Raw genomic sequence first — 15,358 nt, 5'->3', positions numbered from 1 at the left:
GTTCCCATGGTCATCCGCAGGAGGAACAGCCGGCGGTATCTCCCTTGGATGCAGTACCTGGCCATCGTGGGGCGGAGGGTGGTGGAGACGGTGGGGAGCATGCTCCATCACCTCTTCCCCAGGCGCATCCACGCCGTGACCCAGGAGGGTTTCGTCATCAAAGTTCTCACCTTCGTCCTGGCCCATAACATCAGTCTCCTGACCCAGAAGATGGCTGGGTAGCAACTTGGGTTATTTCTACATCGTGGACCGGAAGAAAGACATGATCATCGCCGGAGGCTACAACATCTACCCAAGGGAGGTGGAGGAGGTCCTCTACATCCATCCGGCAGTGCTGGAAGCGGCGGTGGTCGGGGTGCCCGATGCCTACCGGGGGGAGACGGTGAAAGCTTTTGTGGTTCTCAAACCAGAATACCGCGGAAAAGTTACTGAGAAGGAGCTGGAGGAACACTGCCGGAAGAACCTGGCCGCCTACAAGGTGCCCAGGCTCTGGGAGTTTCGCGAGGAGCTACCCAAGACGCTGGTGGGCAAGGTGCTTCGCCGGGCCCTGCGGGAGGGGGCACAAGGGGGTGGGGTGTGAAGCGGTTGTTGTGGCTCCTTCCCCTGGCGCTCGCGGCCTGCGGGTTGCCCTCCCCGGACCAAGCCAGGAGGGACCTGGCACCCAGCCCACCCTTGACCCCCGAGTACCGGGACGTGCCCCTCTTGCGGCTGGAGGTAAAGGCCGGGGAGCTTTTCCCTCTCCTCTTTGGGGAAAACCCTAACGCCGAGCTCCTCACCCTGGACAGCCAAAGCGCCATAGGCAACATGCTCCCTGGGGACCTTGCCCTGAGAATCGGGGTCCCGGAGTTTACCCTGGAGTTCCAGGTCCCCCTCACGGCCCTGAACACAGAGGTTTCGGTTCCCTTTAACCTCCCCCAAATCCCCGGAGTAGGGGCGAAAATCCAGGCTCTGCTGGACCAGACCCAGCTCCCCGAGGCCTACCTCTTCCAATCCATCGTGCTGGAGTCCCCTTCCCAGTACGCCCTGGCCGGCCGGATCCGTACCTGCGACCGGAACGGGAACAACTGCTCCCAGGTCTTCAAAGACACCAGCAACCAAGAGGACAACCTCCGCTTCATCAACGGCCAGCCCAAGCCCCTGAAGGGCGAGGCCAGTACCCTCTTTAACGCCCTGAAGGCCCTTCCCTTCCAGGGAGATACCCCTCTCACCTTGAAGCTCATCCCACGGGGAGGCTTGACCGACTACGCCGGACAAGGCGGATGCACACTCACAGGGTGCACTGTGAGGCAACGCGTCACTGACATCTCCGTCCTCGCCCCCTTTGGAGCCGTCGCCCCCAACCCCTTCACCGTGGAAAGCGAGCCCCTCCCCTCCCCAATAAGCAACCTCCCCGCCTCCTGGATAGATGACCTGAAGCGGTACACCGTGGCCACGACCCTGACCCTGGAAATCCAGTCCAGCCTGCCCACCCAAACCCAGGGGCTCACCCTGTGGATCGGCCCAGGCACCATCCCCCGCTTTGACGACCCTGGGCCCGACGATTTCGTCTACGCGGGAACCGACCCCGTGCCCGCAGCGCCCGTGGACGGCCAAGGTCGCTCCACCGGTATGAGTCAAACCACCATCCGTACCGAGCTTTCCGGGGAAAACCTCAAGCGTTTCCTCAACGTTCTTACCCAGCCCAATGTCCACGCGGCGGTGCGCCTTACCCTGATAGGCCCCGAGGCCACGGGCGGGCTCTTCCGCTATAAGGCAAGCGACTTCCTGAAGATCTACGCCAAGGGAACCGCACGGCTACAAATCGGAGGTAACTGATGCGTGCCTGGCTTGCCTTCTGCATCCTTTGGGGGCTGGCCCTGGCCCAGGCGCCGGGCCGCCCGGAAAACCCGGCCGAACTTCCCCTGGAGAAGGGGATTCACTTCAGCCTTCTCGCACCTAGCCTGGCCTTTGAAAACAACACCCTAACCCAGGCAGATCTCCTCAACGTGCTGGCGCTTCTCCAAGACCCCAGGCCCACGGACCTTTTGCTCCTGGCAGGCCGGGTGCCCAAGGGCCAGGCTTCCACAACCCAGGTGGGGACCGAGCTCGATGTAATTCGGCTGGCCGTGCCCTTTGGCTTTGGCGAGGACCCCTTGAGCGGTACAGGGCAGTATGCCATAGGGCTGAGGTACGCGCTGGGCATTCAAAGCGGCCTCCAGGTGGGGAAGGATCTGGTGGCCTTGGCCCAGGAGGGCTCTCGGCCGGGGGACGTCCTCCGCTTCGCGGACACCTTTGGGACAGTAGCCCTGTGGGACCGGCTGGCCCTAAGCGGGGCCGTCCCGGTCCTAGATGGCCTTCTAGAGGCCGGAGTGGAGGTATCCCTTCTCTTGGGCCGACTTGTGGCCTCGGGGGCCTTCAACGAACAGAGCCAGCTTACCTACGGCGAGAACGGCTATAGCGGCCAGCTGGGCATGAGCTTCTACCGCGGCGGCGGGGGAATGGGGTTTGAAACAGCCTTGGGCCTGAGGACCCGTCTGCCCACCTTTGGCGTGGCCTTCACCTTGAGGACCCTGGGCCGGATCCACTACCCCAACCTCACCCTGACCCGGCTCTACGCCGAGGCCCAGGACGACACGGCCTACGACCTCCTAAACAAGTTTAAGGACTCCGCACAGACCTCCAGCGCCGACTACACCCTCTACCTCCCCACGCAGGTGGAGCTTTCCGGCTTCTACCCGCTCTTCCTCGAGGGCATGGACGAGCCCTTGTTCCTTACGGGGCGGATCACGGGAAGTTTTGGGGGCCCGCTGGCCACAGGCTGGCGCCTCGCCCTCGGTAGCGCTTTCCAGCCCACCCCCCACCTCAACCTGCGCAGCGAGCTGGCCCTGGGCGGCCCAGCCCTCTTCAGCCTGGGCTTTGGGACCACGCTGGACCTCGCGGGGGCCAAGCTGGAGTTCTGGATGGCCAACAAGGGCGGGATTCTCCTGGGCGCGAAAGGTGCCGAGGTTCTGCTCCGTAGCCGCTTCGTTCTAGGAGGGGAATAGCATGCCGGGAAGGCGCAGGTGGAAGGGGTATGGACACGAGGGGGAAGGTCTTTCCCCGGAAGCAGTGGCGCAGTGGCACCGGACCGTAGCCCCCTTGCTGGGCGTCCGCCCCGAGGACTACCGCCCGCCGGTTCCCCTGGAGCGCCTGCGCCTTCCCGAAGCACGCCCTTGCCCTAGGATCCCAGAGGTTCAAGGGAAGCGTTTACCAAGACCCCAACCTGCAAACCACCTTAGGAGGCTGGAGCGCCGAAGGCCGCTGGCCACCAGAGCGCCCAGGGAATTGAAGGCCAGGTGGTGGCCTTGAAGGTGGCCTCTCCCCGGGGCATTGTCCATCAGCAGGCGTTACCCTGTTCGGCCGCAAACCCCTTCGGACTCCTCCGCGAAACCGTAGCGGTGGTGGGCAGATGGTGAAGCAACTCCTTCTTCCCCTAGCCTCAACCATTCTCCTGGTAGGTTCAGGTTGTGGTCAACCCGCCTTTATAGCTGCTGAAGAGAGCACACCCAAGCAACCACCCCGCTATTACTCCACTTCTGTCCCCTCTTTTGATGGAACCCCTATCGCCATCACGGTATTCGTGCCCTCCTTGGCACCCGGCGAAAAGGCTCCCCTCATCCTGCATGGAAACGGTTGGGCCGACCGCAGGGCGGAGGAACCGTCTCCCCTCACGCGTGACCCCAGCATGTTCTACCACGACATGCACACGGGCCTCGTCACACGTCTTTGGCAAGCGGGCTTCATTGTGGTTTCTCTGGACCAAAGGGGTTGGGGCGACAGTGGAGGCCGGGTGGACCTCATGAACCCCGAAAAGGAGGTCCGAGATGTCTCCACGGTCCTCACCTGGGCCTTGACGCACCTTCCCGTCCTCTGGCGGGAGGGCCGGCCCATGGTGGGGGCGGTGGGAGGAAGCTACGGGGGCGGGTTCCAAACCCTCCTGGCCTTCCTGGACCCAAGGGTTCAAGCCATCACTCCCTGGGTTACCTGGTACGACCTCCGATATAGCCTCGCCCCCAACGGCGTGGTGAAATCCCTCCACGCCGATGCCCTCTACACGGGGGGGACCCTTTACGGGCGCATGGAGCCCTGGATCACCCAGGCCTTCCTCGAGGCCCAGGCCGGACGGTTAAGCCGGGAAACCATGGATCGGCTCTATAAACGTAGCCCTGCCCGATTCTACGAAGACGGAAGAATCCCCCACGCTGACGCCTTCTTCGTCCAGGGCGCACCTGACACCCTTTTCAACCTCACCGAAGGGTACTGGAACCTGCGCTGCTTCCAGGAGCGTGGCCGGGATGCTCGGCTCTGGGTAGTGCCCAACGGCCACCTCATTCCGGAAATCCAAGGGCCGCCCGCCTCCAGCTTCTGCGGCCCCCTGGACCCCTTTGAGGCTGTGGTGGCCTGGTACCGGGAAAAGCTCAAGGGGGAGGCCTTGGCCGCAAGCCGCATTCCCCGGGTCTGCGCAGACCTCGGTGGGGGCACAGCCTACCAAGGAGAGGACCTGCCCTTTGGAGGAAAGGCCTTTACCCTTCCTCCTCAGAGCTTCTTCCTACCGAGCCCCCAGGGCCTTTTCGCCCCCCTCTGGACACCCGAGGAGGACGTGGCGGTGGTGGGACTTCCCCAGGTGGAGCTGGAGCTCGAGGCCATAGGCCCGGATCCCATCCTCTTCCTGGGCCTCGCCGTCGGTAAGGAGGGCCGGTTCAAAGCCCTCAACGACCAGTTCCTTCCCCTGAGGGGCAAGGGAAGCTATCGGGGCCTACTCCCGGGGGTGAGCGGCCTTGTGAAGGGGGGAGAGACCCTGGGGCTCCTCCTCACCGGGTTTAGGCCCGAGTACTTCTCCCACGGATCTAGGCTCCCCGCTTTGGCCCACCTCCAGGGCCGGGTGGAGGTTCCAGTGGTCACAGGGAGGTGATGGCGATGCACAGATGGCTTGGGGTTTTGGCTTTGGTTTTAGTCTTGGACGGTTGCGGAACCCAAACCCAAAGGACACCCACGGAGCCCTCGAGCGGGCCCTCGCCCTCTAATCCGCCTGCAGGCCCCTCCTCCCACCTGCCCCAAACCTGGTACACGGTGACCATACCCTCCTTTGACGGGACCCCCATCGCCGTGACCGTTTTCCAACCCGCCTTAGCTCCCGGCCAAACCGCGCCCCTAATCCTTCACGGCCACGGCTTCGGTGGCCACCGGATTCGTTCCCCTGAGGACACCTCGACAGACAACCCGGTCATCAGCGAGGTGGTCTTTCGGGCCTGGCGCTCGGGGTACTACGTTATCAGCTTTGATCAACGGGGCTTTGGCGATTCCGGGGGCACGGTTCGGGTTATGGATCCCGACTACGAGGTCCGAGATGTTCGGACCATCCTAGACTGGGCCCAGGACAACCTCCCTCGGTTCAACGGGCGGGTGGGCACTTTCGGAGCCAGCTATGGAGGAGGATTCCAGCTAATGACCGCAGTCCAGGACGAGCGAATCCAAACCATGGTGCCTCTCGTTACCTGGTACGACCTCCCCTATAGCCTTTTCCCCAACGGGGTGCCTAAGACGGCCTGGGCCACCCTCCTTACCCTTGGGGGAACCGCAGGTAGCCAAGGAAGGATGGACCAAGTCATCTACCAGACCTACTTCCGAGGGCTTTTGCAAAACTCCATCTCCCCAGAAGCCGAGGCCTTCTTCCACTACCACTCCCCCGCCTACTTCTACCCTCAAGGGCAGCCTAGGCAAAAGGTGGACGTCCTCTTGGTCCAAGGCATGCGGGACACCCTTTTTAACCTCAACGAAGCCTACTGGAACGCCCTGGCCCTTCAACGTTCAGGGGGAGACGTCCGCCTGGTTTCCATCCAAGGGGGACACATCCTCCCCTACCTCCAAGCCCCTTCCGGAGGCCTGAGCTGTGGGGCCTTCGGTCGCGAGGACCCTGCGGGCATGGTTCTTGCCTGGTTTGCCGAGAAACTAAAAGGCCAGCCCAACGCAGCCCAGGGAATCCCTAGGCTCTGCCTCTCTTTGGACCAAGAACGGGCCTTGGCCCTTGCAGAGCTAGGGGAAATGCCCGTAGGCGGGGAAGCCTTCACCGTTCCCTCAACCCTCCTTACCCCCTTAAACGGGCTGAACGGGATCAACGAAGCCCTCCTCAACCTCCTCCAAGGCGTTTTAGGCTCGGCGGGGCTCAAGGGCTTTCTTCCCGAAAGCCTCCTTAGGGAGGCCGCTTCTGCGATCGTAGGCCCGGTATTCGTACCTCTAAAGACAGTCCAGGCGCCCACGGCCCTGGCAGGTATACCCACCTTCCGCCTCCACCTCCAAGGGGTCGTTGAGGCAGCTAACCCCATCGTTTTCGTGGGAGTGGGGGTGCGGCGTGCCGGAAAGCTTGCGGCCGAGCCCGTTGATGAACAAGTTCTACCCTTGAAGGGATGGGGTTGGCACCAAGGGGAGCTTGTAGGGGTAGGCGAAGCCCTAGCCCCCGGGGACCAGGTGGGGCTCGTCCTCTTTGGTTTCAACAGCCAATACCTTCTCAACGGCAGCCGCGCCGTCTTCACCGCCATGGTAAGCGGCACCACCCACCTTCCCTTAAGGCCTTTACCCTAGACCATGGGAAAATGGGCCTATGACCGTCAAGGAGCGGGATCAAGGTTCTGGCCGCCTATTACGGGTGGCCCTCTACACCGACGGGGCCTGCCTGGGCAACCCGGGCCCCGGGGGCTGGGCGGCCCTACTCCGCTTCAACGCCCACGAGAGGCTCCTCTCCGGGGGGGAGGCCTGCGCCACCAACAACCGCATGGAGCTCAAGGCAGCCATAGAAGGCCTCAAGGCCCTGAAGGAGCCTTGCGCCGTGGACCTCTACACGGACAGCCACTACCTCAAGAAGGCCTTCACCGAGGGCTGGCTGGAGGGCTGGCGGAAAAGGGGCTGGAAAACGGCGGAGGGCAAGCCCGTGAAGAACCGGGACCTCTGGGAGGCCCTCCTTGCGGCCATGGCCCCCCATAGGGTGCGCTTCCACTTCGTGGAGGGGCACGCGGGCCACCCGGAGAACGAACGGGTGGACCGGGAGGCGAGGCGCCAGGCCCGGGCCCAGGCCAGGGTGCCCTGCACGCCCCAAGCCCCCACGCTTTTCCACGAATAAGCAGAAAAGCGTTATAATCGGACCATGCTGGAAACCGCCCTCCGCCCCGAGGACCGGGAGAACCCCACCTTCAAGGCCAACAAAGACGCCTGGGTGGCCCTGGTGCGGGACTTCAGGGAAAGCCTGGAGAAGGTGCGCCAGGGAGGGGGCCCCAAGGCCATAGAGCGCCAGCACAAAAAGGGCCGCCTCACCGCCAGAGAGCGCATCCAGAAGCTCCTGGACCCCGGCGCCGAGTTCCACGAGCTCATGGCCTTCGCCGGCTTGGGCATGTACGAGGAGTGGGGCGGGGCCCCGGCGGGAGGCGTCATCACGGGGATCGGGCGGATCGCGGGCCGGGACTGGATGGTCATCGCCAACGACGCCACGGTGAAGGCGGGGGCCTTCTTCCCCATCACCGCCAAGAAGGTGATCCGGGCCCAGACCATCGCCCTGGAAAACCGCATCCCCACGGTTTACCTGGTGGACTCCGCCGGGGTCTTCCTGCCCCTACAGGACGAGGTCTTCCCCGACCAGGACGACTTCGGCCGCATCTTCTACTTAAACGCCCGCATGTCGGCCCTGGGGATCCCCCAGATCAGCGCCATCATGGGGAACTGCGTGGCCGGGGGGGCCTACCTCCCCGTGATGACGGACGTCCTCATCATGACCGAGGGGAGCGGGCTCTACCTGGCAGGCCCCGCCCTGGTGAAGGCGGCCATCGGCCAGGAGGTCTCCTCCGAGGAGCTCGGGGGGGCCAGGATGCACCACGAGGTCTCGGGGACGGTGGACTTCTACGAGCCCACGGACGAGGCGGCTTTGGCGCGCATAAGAGAGCTTGCCGCCCTCTACCCGCCCCCCCGCCTCGCCCCTTGGGCGGAAGGGCGGAAGGAGCCTAAAGAGCCCCTCTACCCTATAGAGGACCTCTACGGCCTCGTGGCCCCGGACGGGAGCCGCCCCTATGACCTCCGGGAGGTCATCGCCCGGATCGTGGACGGCTCGGAGTTTCTGGAGTACAAGGGGGGGTACGGGGAGACCCTGGTCACGGGCTTTGCCCGGATCGGGGGCTTTCCCGTGGGCATCGTGGGCAACCAGCGCCTTGTCCTCAAAAAGCGGGGGCGGATTGAGGTGGGGGGGGTCATCTACGCGGAGGCCGCGGACAAGGCGGCCCGGTTCATCCTGGAGGTGAACCAGATGAATATCCCCCTCCTCTTCCTCCAGGACGTGACGGGCTTCATGGTGGGGAAGGAGTCGGAGCAGGCGGGGATCATAAGGCGGGGGGCCAAGCTGGTGAACGCGGTCAGCAACTCCGTGGTGCCCAAGATCACCCTTATCCTCGGGGGGTCCTTCGGGGCGGGGAACTACGCCCTCGCAGGCAAGGCCTACGCCCCCCGGTTCCTCTTCGCCTGGCCCAGCGCCAAGTATGCGGTGATGGGCGGGGCCCAGGCGGCGAAGACCCTTTTGGAGCTAGAGGTGGAGAAGCTCAAGCGGGAGGGGAAGGAGCCCTCGGACGAGGAGCTTAAGGAGCTCTACGAGCGCATCAAGGGCCGCTACGAGGAGACCCTGGACCCCCGGTACGCCGCCGCCAGGCTCTGGGTGGACGGGGTGATCTTCCCCCACGAGACCAGGAAGTGGCTCATCAAGGCCCTCGAGGCCTGCGCCCTGAACCCGGAGCGCGAGCCCTTCCGCATCGGGGTCTTCCAGGTGTAGGGGGGAGGGATGGCCGAAGCCAAGTGGGTGGAGTGCCCCCGGGACGCCTGGCAGGGGTTTTCCCGCTTCATCCCCACCGAGGAGAAGGTGGCCTTCCTTAAGGAACTTCTGGCGGCGGGCTTCCGCCACCTGGACCTCACCAGCTTCGTCTCCCCCAAGTGGGTGCCCCAGATGGCGGACGCCGAAGCGGTGTTAAGCGCCCTCCCGCCCCCAGGAGGGCGCACCTACCTCGCCATCGTGGCCAACGAGAAGGGCCTGGAAAGGGCCCTCCAGGCCCCCAACCTCACCCACGTGGGCTACCCCTTCTCCCTCTCCGAGACCTTCCAGCGCAAGAACACCAACCGCTCCATCGCCGAGTCCTGGCCCCTGGTGGCGGCCATGGTGGAGAAGACCGGGGGGAGGCTCGGCCTCGTGGTCTACCTCTCAATGGCCTTCGGCAACCCCTACGGGGACCCCTGGAGCGTGGAGGCCGTCCTCGAGGCCATCGCCCGCCTCAGGGCGCTCGGGGTAAAGGAGATCGCCCTGGCCGACACCTACGGGGTGGCCTCCCCGGAGCGCATCCGGGAGGTCCTGGGGGCCGCCGTGGCGCGCTTCGGCCCCGAGGGCCTGGGCGCCCACCTTCACGCCCGGCCCGAAGGGGTCTTGGCCAAGGTGGAGGCGGTGCTGGAGGCGGGGATCACCTGGCTGGAAGGGGCCCTGGCGGGGGTCGGGGGGTGCCCCTTCGCCGGGGACGAGCTCGTGGGGAACCTCCCCACGGAAGTCGTCCTCCCCCACCTGGAGAAGAAGGGCCTCGCCACGGGAATAGACTTAAGCCGCCTCCCCCTCCTGGCGGAGGAGGCGGCGAGGCTTAGGGCCCTTTACGCCTGAACGGGGAGGTAGATGCCGGGGTCCGTGGGGTTGGCGATGGCCATCACCCGCTTGACCAGGGCCTCCGGAGGGAGGTCCAGGAGGGCCGCCATCTCCCCCGGGGAGACCACGGCCTCGTAGAACCGCCTCGCCCCCTGGGCGAGGAGGAGCCCCACGGCCTCGGAAAGCGCCGCCTCCCCCCCGGGGAAGGCGGGGCCGAAGGCATCGGGGACGAGGAGGTCCTTCTTGCCCCCGTGGATGAGGAGGGCGTAACGGGCCTGGGAGCGGCGGTCCTGCCAGTCGGTGATGAGGTAGACCTTGGCCTCGGAAAGCCGCAGGCCCCGTAGGGCCTCCTTCAAAGCCTCGAGGCTCACACGGGGAGCACCCCGCAAACCCACGCGTTCCATGCCCCCATCTTACGCGCTAAAGGAGCTTCCGGGCGTAGATCACCTGGCCCGCGTGGTGCTGGGCGTGCTCCACCAGGTGGTGGAGCACGTGGACCCTGGGGGCCTCCACCCCCTGCCCCCCCACCCGGACTGAGGCCCCCAGGTCCTCCTCCCCCACCCGGCGCAAGGCGGGGAGGAGGTGCCCCCAGGCCTCCCGGAAGCGGGCCACCACGGCCTCCTTGGGCTCGGCCTCGCCCAAAAGCTCCCACTCCCGGCCCCTCCTCGCCCACTCGGGGAGGTCCAGGCCCAGGGCGTAGTGGGCGAGGCGCAGGGAGCTTCCCGCGATGTGGCGCACCAGGCCCCCAATGGGGTTCACCCCCTCCTTGGGCCGCCACCAGAAGCCCTCCTCCGAAAGGTCAAAGGCCCAGCGCTCCAGGTGGGCCTCCACCTCCTTCAGCCCCTTGATCCAGGCGGAGACCACCGGGGGCACCCCGGGCTCCAGGGGTTCCAAAAAGGGCGCGGCCATGTCCCCATGCTACACCCGGTAGACTGGCCCCCGTGGGGGTGCTGGGCTTTCTCCTCCTGGCGGGGGCGGCGTACCTCCTCCTCCGGAGGCGGCAGGCCCCTACCTGCCCCCGGTGCGGCCTGCCCCGGGCCCTGGCCCTGGAGGTATCCCGCCACCGGCGCTTCTGCCCCCACGTGGCCTTCCGCGCCTGCCCCTTTGATCCGAGGCGGGGGCTCTACCGCCAGCGGCGATGAAGGTGGAGGAGCTCCACCGGGCCTTTGACCGGGACCTGGCCCTTTACCTGGAGGAAAGGGGGATGAAGCCCTCCTGCCGGGCCGGGTGCGCCGCCTGCTGCTTCGGCCTGGTCACCCTGTCCCGCCTCGAGGGCCAGGCCCTCCTCCCCCACCTCAGCGAGGCGCAGAGGGCCAGGGTCCGGGAGGAAGGCCCGAGGCGCCTCGCCCTCCTGGCGCGGGGCAAGGACCAGGAGGACTTCCCGAGCCGCTTCTTCCAAAGCCGCACCCCCTGCCCCTTCCTGGAAGGGGGGCTCTGCGGGGTCTACCCCCAGAGGCCCCTGGCCTGCCGGGGGCTTCTCACGGAAGGGGACCCCGCCCTCTGCGCCCCCGAGGCCAAGCCCCCCCGGGGCCACTTCCTCCCCGTGCCCTGGCGCATGGCCCGCCTAAGGATGGAGGCCCTATGGGAGGAGGAGCGAAGGCGCTACGGCTTCTTGGTCCTGGGGGAGATGGTGGGCCTCCTCCACCTCCTCCTCCAGGGCCTGCCGGAGGACCGGGAAGGGGCGGAGGCCCTCCTGGAGGCCCTGGGCGTCCTGGGCGGGCGCTGGGGGTTCCAGGTGGTATAAAGGCGCCCCGGCCCTAAAGGCCGGGGCCCCGCTGGCGGAGGGGGCGGGATTCGAACCCGCGAGGCCCCTTGCGGAGCCTACCGGTTTTCGAGACCGGCCCGTTCAACCGCTCCGGCACCCCTCCCTGAGCCGGGCGAAGAAGTCCCTCAGAAGCTTAGCACACTCCCCCTCCAGGACGCCACCCCGCATGCCCTTCCCGTCCCCGAAGCGGGTGAGGGCCCCCTCCTTCAGGTTCTCCGTGCCGTAGACCACCTCCACCCCCGCCTGCCGGAGGGCGTGGTGGCACATGCGGCAGGGCTCGAGGGTCACGTAGAGCCTGCCCCCCCGGGCCCTCTTTCCCACCTGGCGCAGGAGGAGCATCTCCGCGTGGGCCGTGGGGTCCCCCGTGGCCTCCACCCGGTTGTGGGCCCCGTGGACCTCCCCCCCCACCGCCAAGACCGCCCCCACGGGCACCTCCCCCTCCCGGAAGGCGGCCTGGGCCTCCTCCAGGGCCAGGGCCATGTACCGCTCCGCCTCCGGAGGAGGGAAGAGGCCCAGGACCTCCACCACCCGCTTCCCCTCGGCCCGCACGGGCCAGAGGGGTTTCAGCTCCCTGGGCACCCCCTTCTCCGCCAGGAAGTCCAGGAGCCGCTTCCGGCCGAAGGGCCGCTCCAGGTGGTCCCCGGGGGCGGGGCGGCGGAAGCCTCGAGGCAGGGGCACCTGGGGGGCAGGGGGGATGAGGAAGAGGGTGCCCCCCTTGCGCCGGGCGGTGTACCCCCCCGGCAGGGTGGCGGCCTTTCCCGCCAGGGCCTCCTCCAGGAGGGCCACGAGCCTGGCCTCGGGCCTCAGGTCCAGGGCCTCCAGCACCCAGCGCAAGGCCCGGCGGCGGAGGGCAGGGGGGGCCTCGCGGAGGGGGGCCACCCGGAAGGCGGGCACGAAGAAGCGGGGGTCGGGGAGGAGGCGGGCCCTGGCCTCCCCTTCCAGGTGGGCCTCCTCCTCCTCCCTCAGGTGGGCGAAGCGGGCCAGGGCCTCCTTGGCCTTGGGGAAGCGCTCCTCCAGGAGGGGGAAGACGGCGAGCCTCAGGTAGTTGCGGTCCAGGGAGAGGTCCTGGTTGCTGGGGTCCTCCCGCCAATCCTCCCCCAGGGCCCGGAGGAAGCCCCTCAGAAGCTCCCGGCGAAAGGGAAGGAGGGGCCGGACCACCAGGCCCTCCCGCTCCCGGATGCCCAGGCCCCGGGCCGTGCCCTGGAGGAGCTTGAGGAGCACGGTCTCCGCCTGGTCATCCAGAGTGTGGGCGGTGAGGATGGCCCGGGCCCCCACCGCCTTGGCCACCCGGTAGAGGAAGGCGTAGCGCACCTCCCGAGCCACCGCCTCCAGGTTCTCCCCCCGCCTCCGGGCGATCTCCCCCACCTCCACCCGCTCGGCGAAGAAGGGGAACCCCAGCCTCTGGGCGAGGCCCCGCGCGAACTCCAGGTCCTGGGGGCTATCGGGCCTCAGGCCGTGGTCCAGGTGGGCCACCACCGCCTGCCGCCCCGCGCGGTGCACCAGGTGGGCCAGGGCCACGGAGTCTCCTCCCCCGGAGACCGCCAGGACCAGGGGGTCCTTGGGGGCCAGGCGGCCCAGGCGCTCCCGGAAGGCCCCAAGGAGGTCCATACCCCGTATCCTAAGGCCATGCGGCTCCGCTTTCGGGAAGACGGACCTTACGTCCTGGACCTGCCCGAGGGTGCCCCCTTCCGCATGGACGGGGAGGAAAGGTGCCTAGAACGGGCCAAGCTCGCCCTATGCCGCTGCGGCCACTCGGGGGCGAAGCCCTTTTGCGACGGAACCCACAAGCGGGTGGGCTTCCGGGCGGAGGGCGGGGAGATGGAGGTTCAGTAGAGGAACTCCCGGATATCGTACCGGGCCGCCTTGAGCCCCAGGCGGCGCACCGCCCCGGCCCAGCGCCCAAGCTCCGCCTCCAGGTCCCCCAGGGGCTCGAGGCCCAGGCGGGCATAGGGGGTGGCGGGCTCCTCCTGGAAGGGGGAGAGGTAGACCACGTCCTCCCTCCCCAGGGGAAGCCCGGCGAGGAGGGCGAGGCTTTCCCGGAAGTGGGCCTCCGCGTAGGCCCTCCCCCCCGCCCCCACCATGAGGATCACCCCCACGGAAAGCCCCGCCGCCTTCAGGGCCTGGACCAAAGGCAGGGCCTCCTTGGGGTGGCCGGGCTTGTGGAGGAGGGCGAGGAGGGGGGCGTGCCCCGTCTCCAGGCCCAGGTAGACCCGCCTCAGGCCCAAGGCGGCAAGCCTCGCCCACCAGGAGGCCTCCTTCTTGAGGCCGGTGAAGAGGTCCAAAAAGCCCAGGATGGGCTCTTTCGGGAAGGACTCCGAAACCGCCCGCAAGAGGGGAAGCAGGGGCTCGGAAAGGGCCAGGGCGTTCCCGTCCGCCAGGAAGACCCCCCGCCTGAGAAGTCTTCCCCGCCCGAGGAGGGCCAAGACGGCCTGGATGTGCTCCAGGAAGGCCTCGAGGCTTCGCTTCTGGAAGGGGCGGTCCTGGTAGAAGCTGCAGAAGGCGCACCGGTTCCAGGTGCAGCCCGTGGTGGCCTGGAGGACCACGGAAAGGTAAGCATCGGGGGGGAGGATGCTAATGGGCCAGGCGTAGGCCCTACGGTAGGGGGTGGGGTCCAGGAGGGCCTCCGGGGTCCAGCGGAGGACCTCGGCCCGCCGCCCGGGGTCTTTTAGGTGGGCCTCCGCCAGGGAGAGGATCTCCCCGTAAAGGGCCAAGGCCTCCTCCTCCCCCAGGACCCGCCGCTCCCTCTCCCCCACCCGGTAGCGCAGGTGAAGCCTTCCGTCCAGGGCCCGCTTGTAGGTGAGCCCCCGACGGAAGTAGTGGTAGGGCCTCCCCTCCCGGTCAAAGGAGAGGACCCTGTCCCCCAGGGAAAGCACCGTGGCCTCGGGGCGCAGAAGCTCCACCAGACCCAGGGTACCCCAAGCGCCACCCCATGCTGGCTTAGGCCGACATGGGGGCCCCGGCAAGACCACCCCATGCCGGCTTGCGCCGGCATGGGGGCCCCGCCGTAAGGGCCGGGTGCCGGACCCCCTAGGGGAGAAAGGGCATACGTCTGACCCCCTGCCCTTACAATAAGGCCCGTGGCGCTTTCGGCCCCGAAGGGCCTCCTCTCCCCGGAAACCCTCGCCCGCCTGACCCCCTTGGGTGGGTTTGAGGCCCGGGTCTACACGGACGGGGAGCGGGTCTATAAGGTCTACCCAGCCTCCGAGGCCCACCTGGCGGACCTCGAGGCCCGCCGCATGGCCCGGGCGGGCCTGGGGAGCTTTGTCCTGGGGGTGGAGGAGGTAGGGGGGCAAGGGGTCTTGGTCATGCGCCGCTTCCCCGGGAGGCCCTTTGCCCCGGGGTCCTTCACCCCCAAGACCCTCGCCGCGCTTTCCCACCTCTTCCTCGCCCTCCACCGCCTGCCCGAGCCCGGGTACGTCTCCGAGGAAGAACTCCTGGCCCGCCTGGAGAGCTTCGCCGAAAGCCTCCAGGACGTCCCCGAGGCCATGGGGCTCATCGGGGCTTTGCGGCGGGAGGTGGGGCTTGCCGCCGGGGCGGAACGGCGCTTCTGCCACCGGGACGCCTGGGCGGGCAACCTCCTCCTCAAGGAGGCGGGGGCGGAAGGGCCGGAGGTGATGCTGGTGGACTGGGTGCGCTCCGGGGGGGACGACCCGGCGCGGGACCTGGCCCTCCTCAAGACGGGAAGCCTGGACCTTCTGGGGGAGGAGGCGGCGCGGGAAGCCCTCTTCCGCCTGGCCCGCCTCTACCCCTCGGAGGTCCGGGAAAGGCTCGCCTTCTACGTCCCCCTCACCTACCTCCACGACCTCCACTGGTTCCGCACCAAGGCCCCGGGAGGCTTTCGGGAGGCCCTGGAGGCGAAGCTCCCCCGCGCCCAAAGCTTCTTCCGGGACTGCCTTTCCCCAAGAGGGCGGACGTGTTAGGCTTTT

At 67.4% G+C, this 15,358-nt stretch carries 15 protein-coding genes, 1 tRNA gene and 2 pseudogenes; 13 read left to right on the top strand and 5 right to left on the bottom strand.

The window, feature by feature from the left end; genetic code table 11:
- The 9 genes and pseudogenes from ACYQ0J_RS11715 to ACYQ0J_RS11675 form a co-directional block, all read left to right on the top strand.
- Positions 1–222, top strand: a pseudogene (locus tag ACYQ0J_RS11715) (IS982 family transposase); the annotation flags it as partial.
- Between the two features lie 7 nt (positions 223–229).
- A pseudogene (locus ACYQ0J_RS11710) lies at positions 230–580 on the top strand (AMP-binding enzyme); the annotation flags it as partial.
- Positions 577–1,815 (top strand): hypothetical protein, encoded by a 1,239-nt coding sequence (locus ACYQ0J_RS11705; RefSeq protein ID WP_460172278.1) that lies wholly within the window; start codon positions 577–579, stop codon positions 1,813–1,815. The pseudogene ACYQ0J_RS11710 and the gene ACYQ0J_RS11705, both read left to right, overlap by 4 nt.
- Entirely contained in the window at positions 1,815–3,023 is a 1,209-nt protein-coding gene (locus tag ACYQ0J_RS11700) for a hypothetical protein (protein WP_460172277.1), read from the top strand. Before ACYQ0J_RS11705 ends, ACYQ0J_RS11700 begins: the two co-directional genes overlap by 1 nt.
- Positions 3,024–3,427: 404 nt before the next feature.
- Positions 3,428–4,930: a CocE/NonD family hydrolase gene (locus tag ACYQ0J_RS11695; RefSeq protein WP_460172276.1), complete on the top strand. Its 1,503-nt coding sequence runs from the start codon at positions 3,428–3,430 to the stop codon at positions 4,928–4,930.
- Positions 4,930–6,597, top strand: a complete 1,668-nt coding sequence (locus ACYQ0J_RS11690) for an alpha/beta fold hydrolase (protein WP_460172275.1) — start codon at positions 4,930–4,932, stop codon at positions 6,595–6,597. The genes ACYQ0J_RS11695 and ACYQ0J_RS11690 overlap by 1 nt, the downstream gene beginning before the upstream one ends.
- 19 nt (positions 6,598–6,616) lie before the next feature.
- Entirely contained in the window at positions 6,617–7,132 is a 516-nt protein-coding gene (rnhA, locus tag ACYQ0J_RS11685) for a ribonuclease HI (protein WP_460172274.1), read from the top strand.
- 24 nt (positions 7,133–7,156) lie between these two features.
- A complete protein-coding gene (locus ACYQ0J_RS11680) occupies positions 7,157–8,818 on the top strand; it encodes an acyl-CoA carboxylase subunit beta (protein ID WP_460172273.1) in 1,662 nt (553 codons plus the stop codon).
- Between the two features lie 9 nt (positions 8,819–8,827).
- Positions 8,828–9,685, top strand: a complete 858-nt coding sequence (locus tag ACYQ0J_RS11675; protein WP_460172272.1) for a hydroxymethylglutaryl-CoA lyase — start codon at positions 8,828–8,830, stop codon at positions 9,683–9,685.
- On the opposite strand, the gene ACYQ0J_RS11670 is transcribed toward ACYQ0J_RS11675, so the two are convergent.
- Positions 9,676–10,071 (bottom strand): DUF3197 domain-containing protein, encoded by a 396-nt coding sequence (locus tag ACYQ0J_RS11670; protein WP_460172271.1) that lies wholly within the window; start codon positions 10,069–10,071, stop codon positions 9,676–9,678. The two genes, ACYQ0J_RS11675 and ACYQ0J_RS11670, sit on opposite strands and share 10 nt — an antisense overlap.
- A 16-nt stretch (positions 10,072–10,087) precedes the next feature.
- Positions 10,088–10,576, bottom strand: coding sequence for a DinB family protein (locus ACYQ0J_RS11665; RefSeq protein WP_460172270.1), 489 nt, complete (start codon positions 10,574–10,576; stop codon positions 10,088–10,090).
- 32 nt (positions 10,577–10,608) lie between these two features.
- On the opposite strand from ACYQ0J_RS11665, the gene ACYQ0J_RS11660 reads away from it, so the two are divergent.
- Together ACYQ0J_RS11660 and ACYQ0J_RS11655 are read left to right on the top strand one after the other, a co-directional pair.
- Positions 10,609–10,809: a hypothetical protein gene (locus ACYQ0J_RS11660; protein ID WP_460172291.1), complete on the top strand. Its 201-nt coding sequence runs from the start codon at positions 10,609–10,611 to the stop codon at positions 10,807–10,809.
- Positions 10,806–11,411, top strand: coding sequence for a YkgJ family cysteine cluster protein (locus tag ACYQ0J_RS11655; protein WP_460172269.1), 606 nt, complete (start codon positions 10,806–10,808; stop codon positions 11,409–11,411). The genes ACYQ0J_RS11660 and ACYQ0J_RS11655 overlap by 4 nt, the downstream gene beginning before the upstream one ends.
- Positions 11,412–11,443: 32 nt before the next feature.
- Here the strand turns inward: ACYQ0J_RS11655 and ACYQ0J_RS11650 are convergent.
- Together ACYQ0J_RS11650 and tilS are read right to left on the bottom strand one after the other, a co-directional pair.
- Positions 11,444–11,535 (bottom strand) — tRNA-Ser (locus tag ACYQ0J_RS11650).
- Positions 11,514–13,040, bottom strand: a complete 1,527-nt coding sequence (gene tilS / locus ACYQ0J_RS11645; RefSeq protein ID WP_460172268.1) for a tRNA lysidine(34) synthetase TilS — start codon at positions 13,038–13,040, stop codon at positions 11,514–11,516. The genes ACYQ0J_RS11650 and tilS overlap by 22 nt, the downstream gene beginning before the upstream one ends.
- An 18-nt stretch (positions 13,041–13,058) precedes the next feature.
- Between tilS and ACYQ0J_RS11640 the strand changes: the two genes are divergently transcribed.
- Complete coding sequence (locus ACYQ0J_RS11640; protein ID WP_460172267.1) at positions 13,059–13,265, top strand: CDGSH iron-sulfur domain-containing protein; 207 nt, start codon at positions 13,059–13,061, stop codon at positions 13,263–13,265.
- Here the strand turns inward: ACYQ0J_RS11640 and ACYQ0J_RS11635 are convergent.
- On the bottom strand, positions 13,259–14,332 hold the full coding sequence (locus tag ACYQ0J_RS11635) for a radical SAM protein (protein WP_460172266.1): 1,074 nt from the start codon (positions 14,330–14,332) through the stop codon (positions 13,259–13,261). The genes ACYQ0J_RS11640 and ACYQ0J_RS11635 overlap by 7 nt on opposite strands.
- A 177-nt stretch (positions 14,333–14,509) precedes the next feature.
- On the opposite strand from ACYQ0J_RS11635, the gene ACYQ0J_RS11630 reads away from it, so the two are divergent.
- Positions 14,510–15,352, top strand: coding sequence for a phosphotransferase (locus ACYQ0J_RS11630; RefSeq protein ID WP_460172265.1), 843 nt, complete (start codon positions 14,510–14,512; stop codon positions 15,350–15,352).
- Positions 15,353–15,358: the final 6 nt, after the last annotated feature.

Source organism: Thermus sp. FJN-A, assembly GCF_054655095.1.
This window is presented reverse-complemented; position numbering and strand designations above follow the sequence as displayed.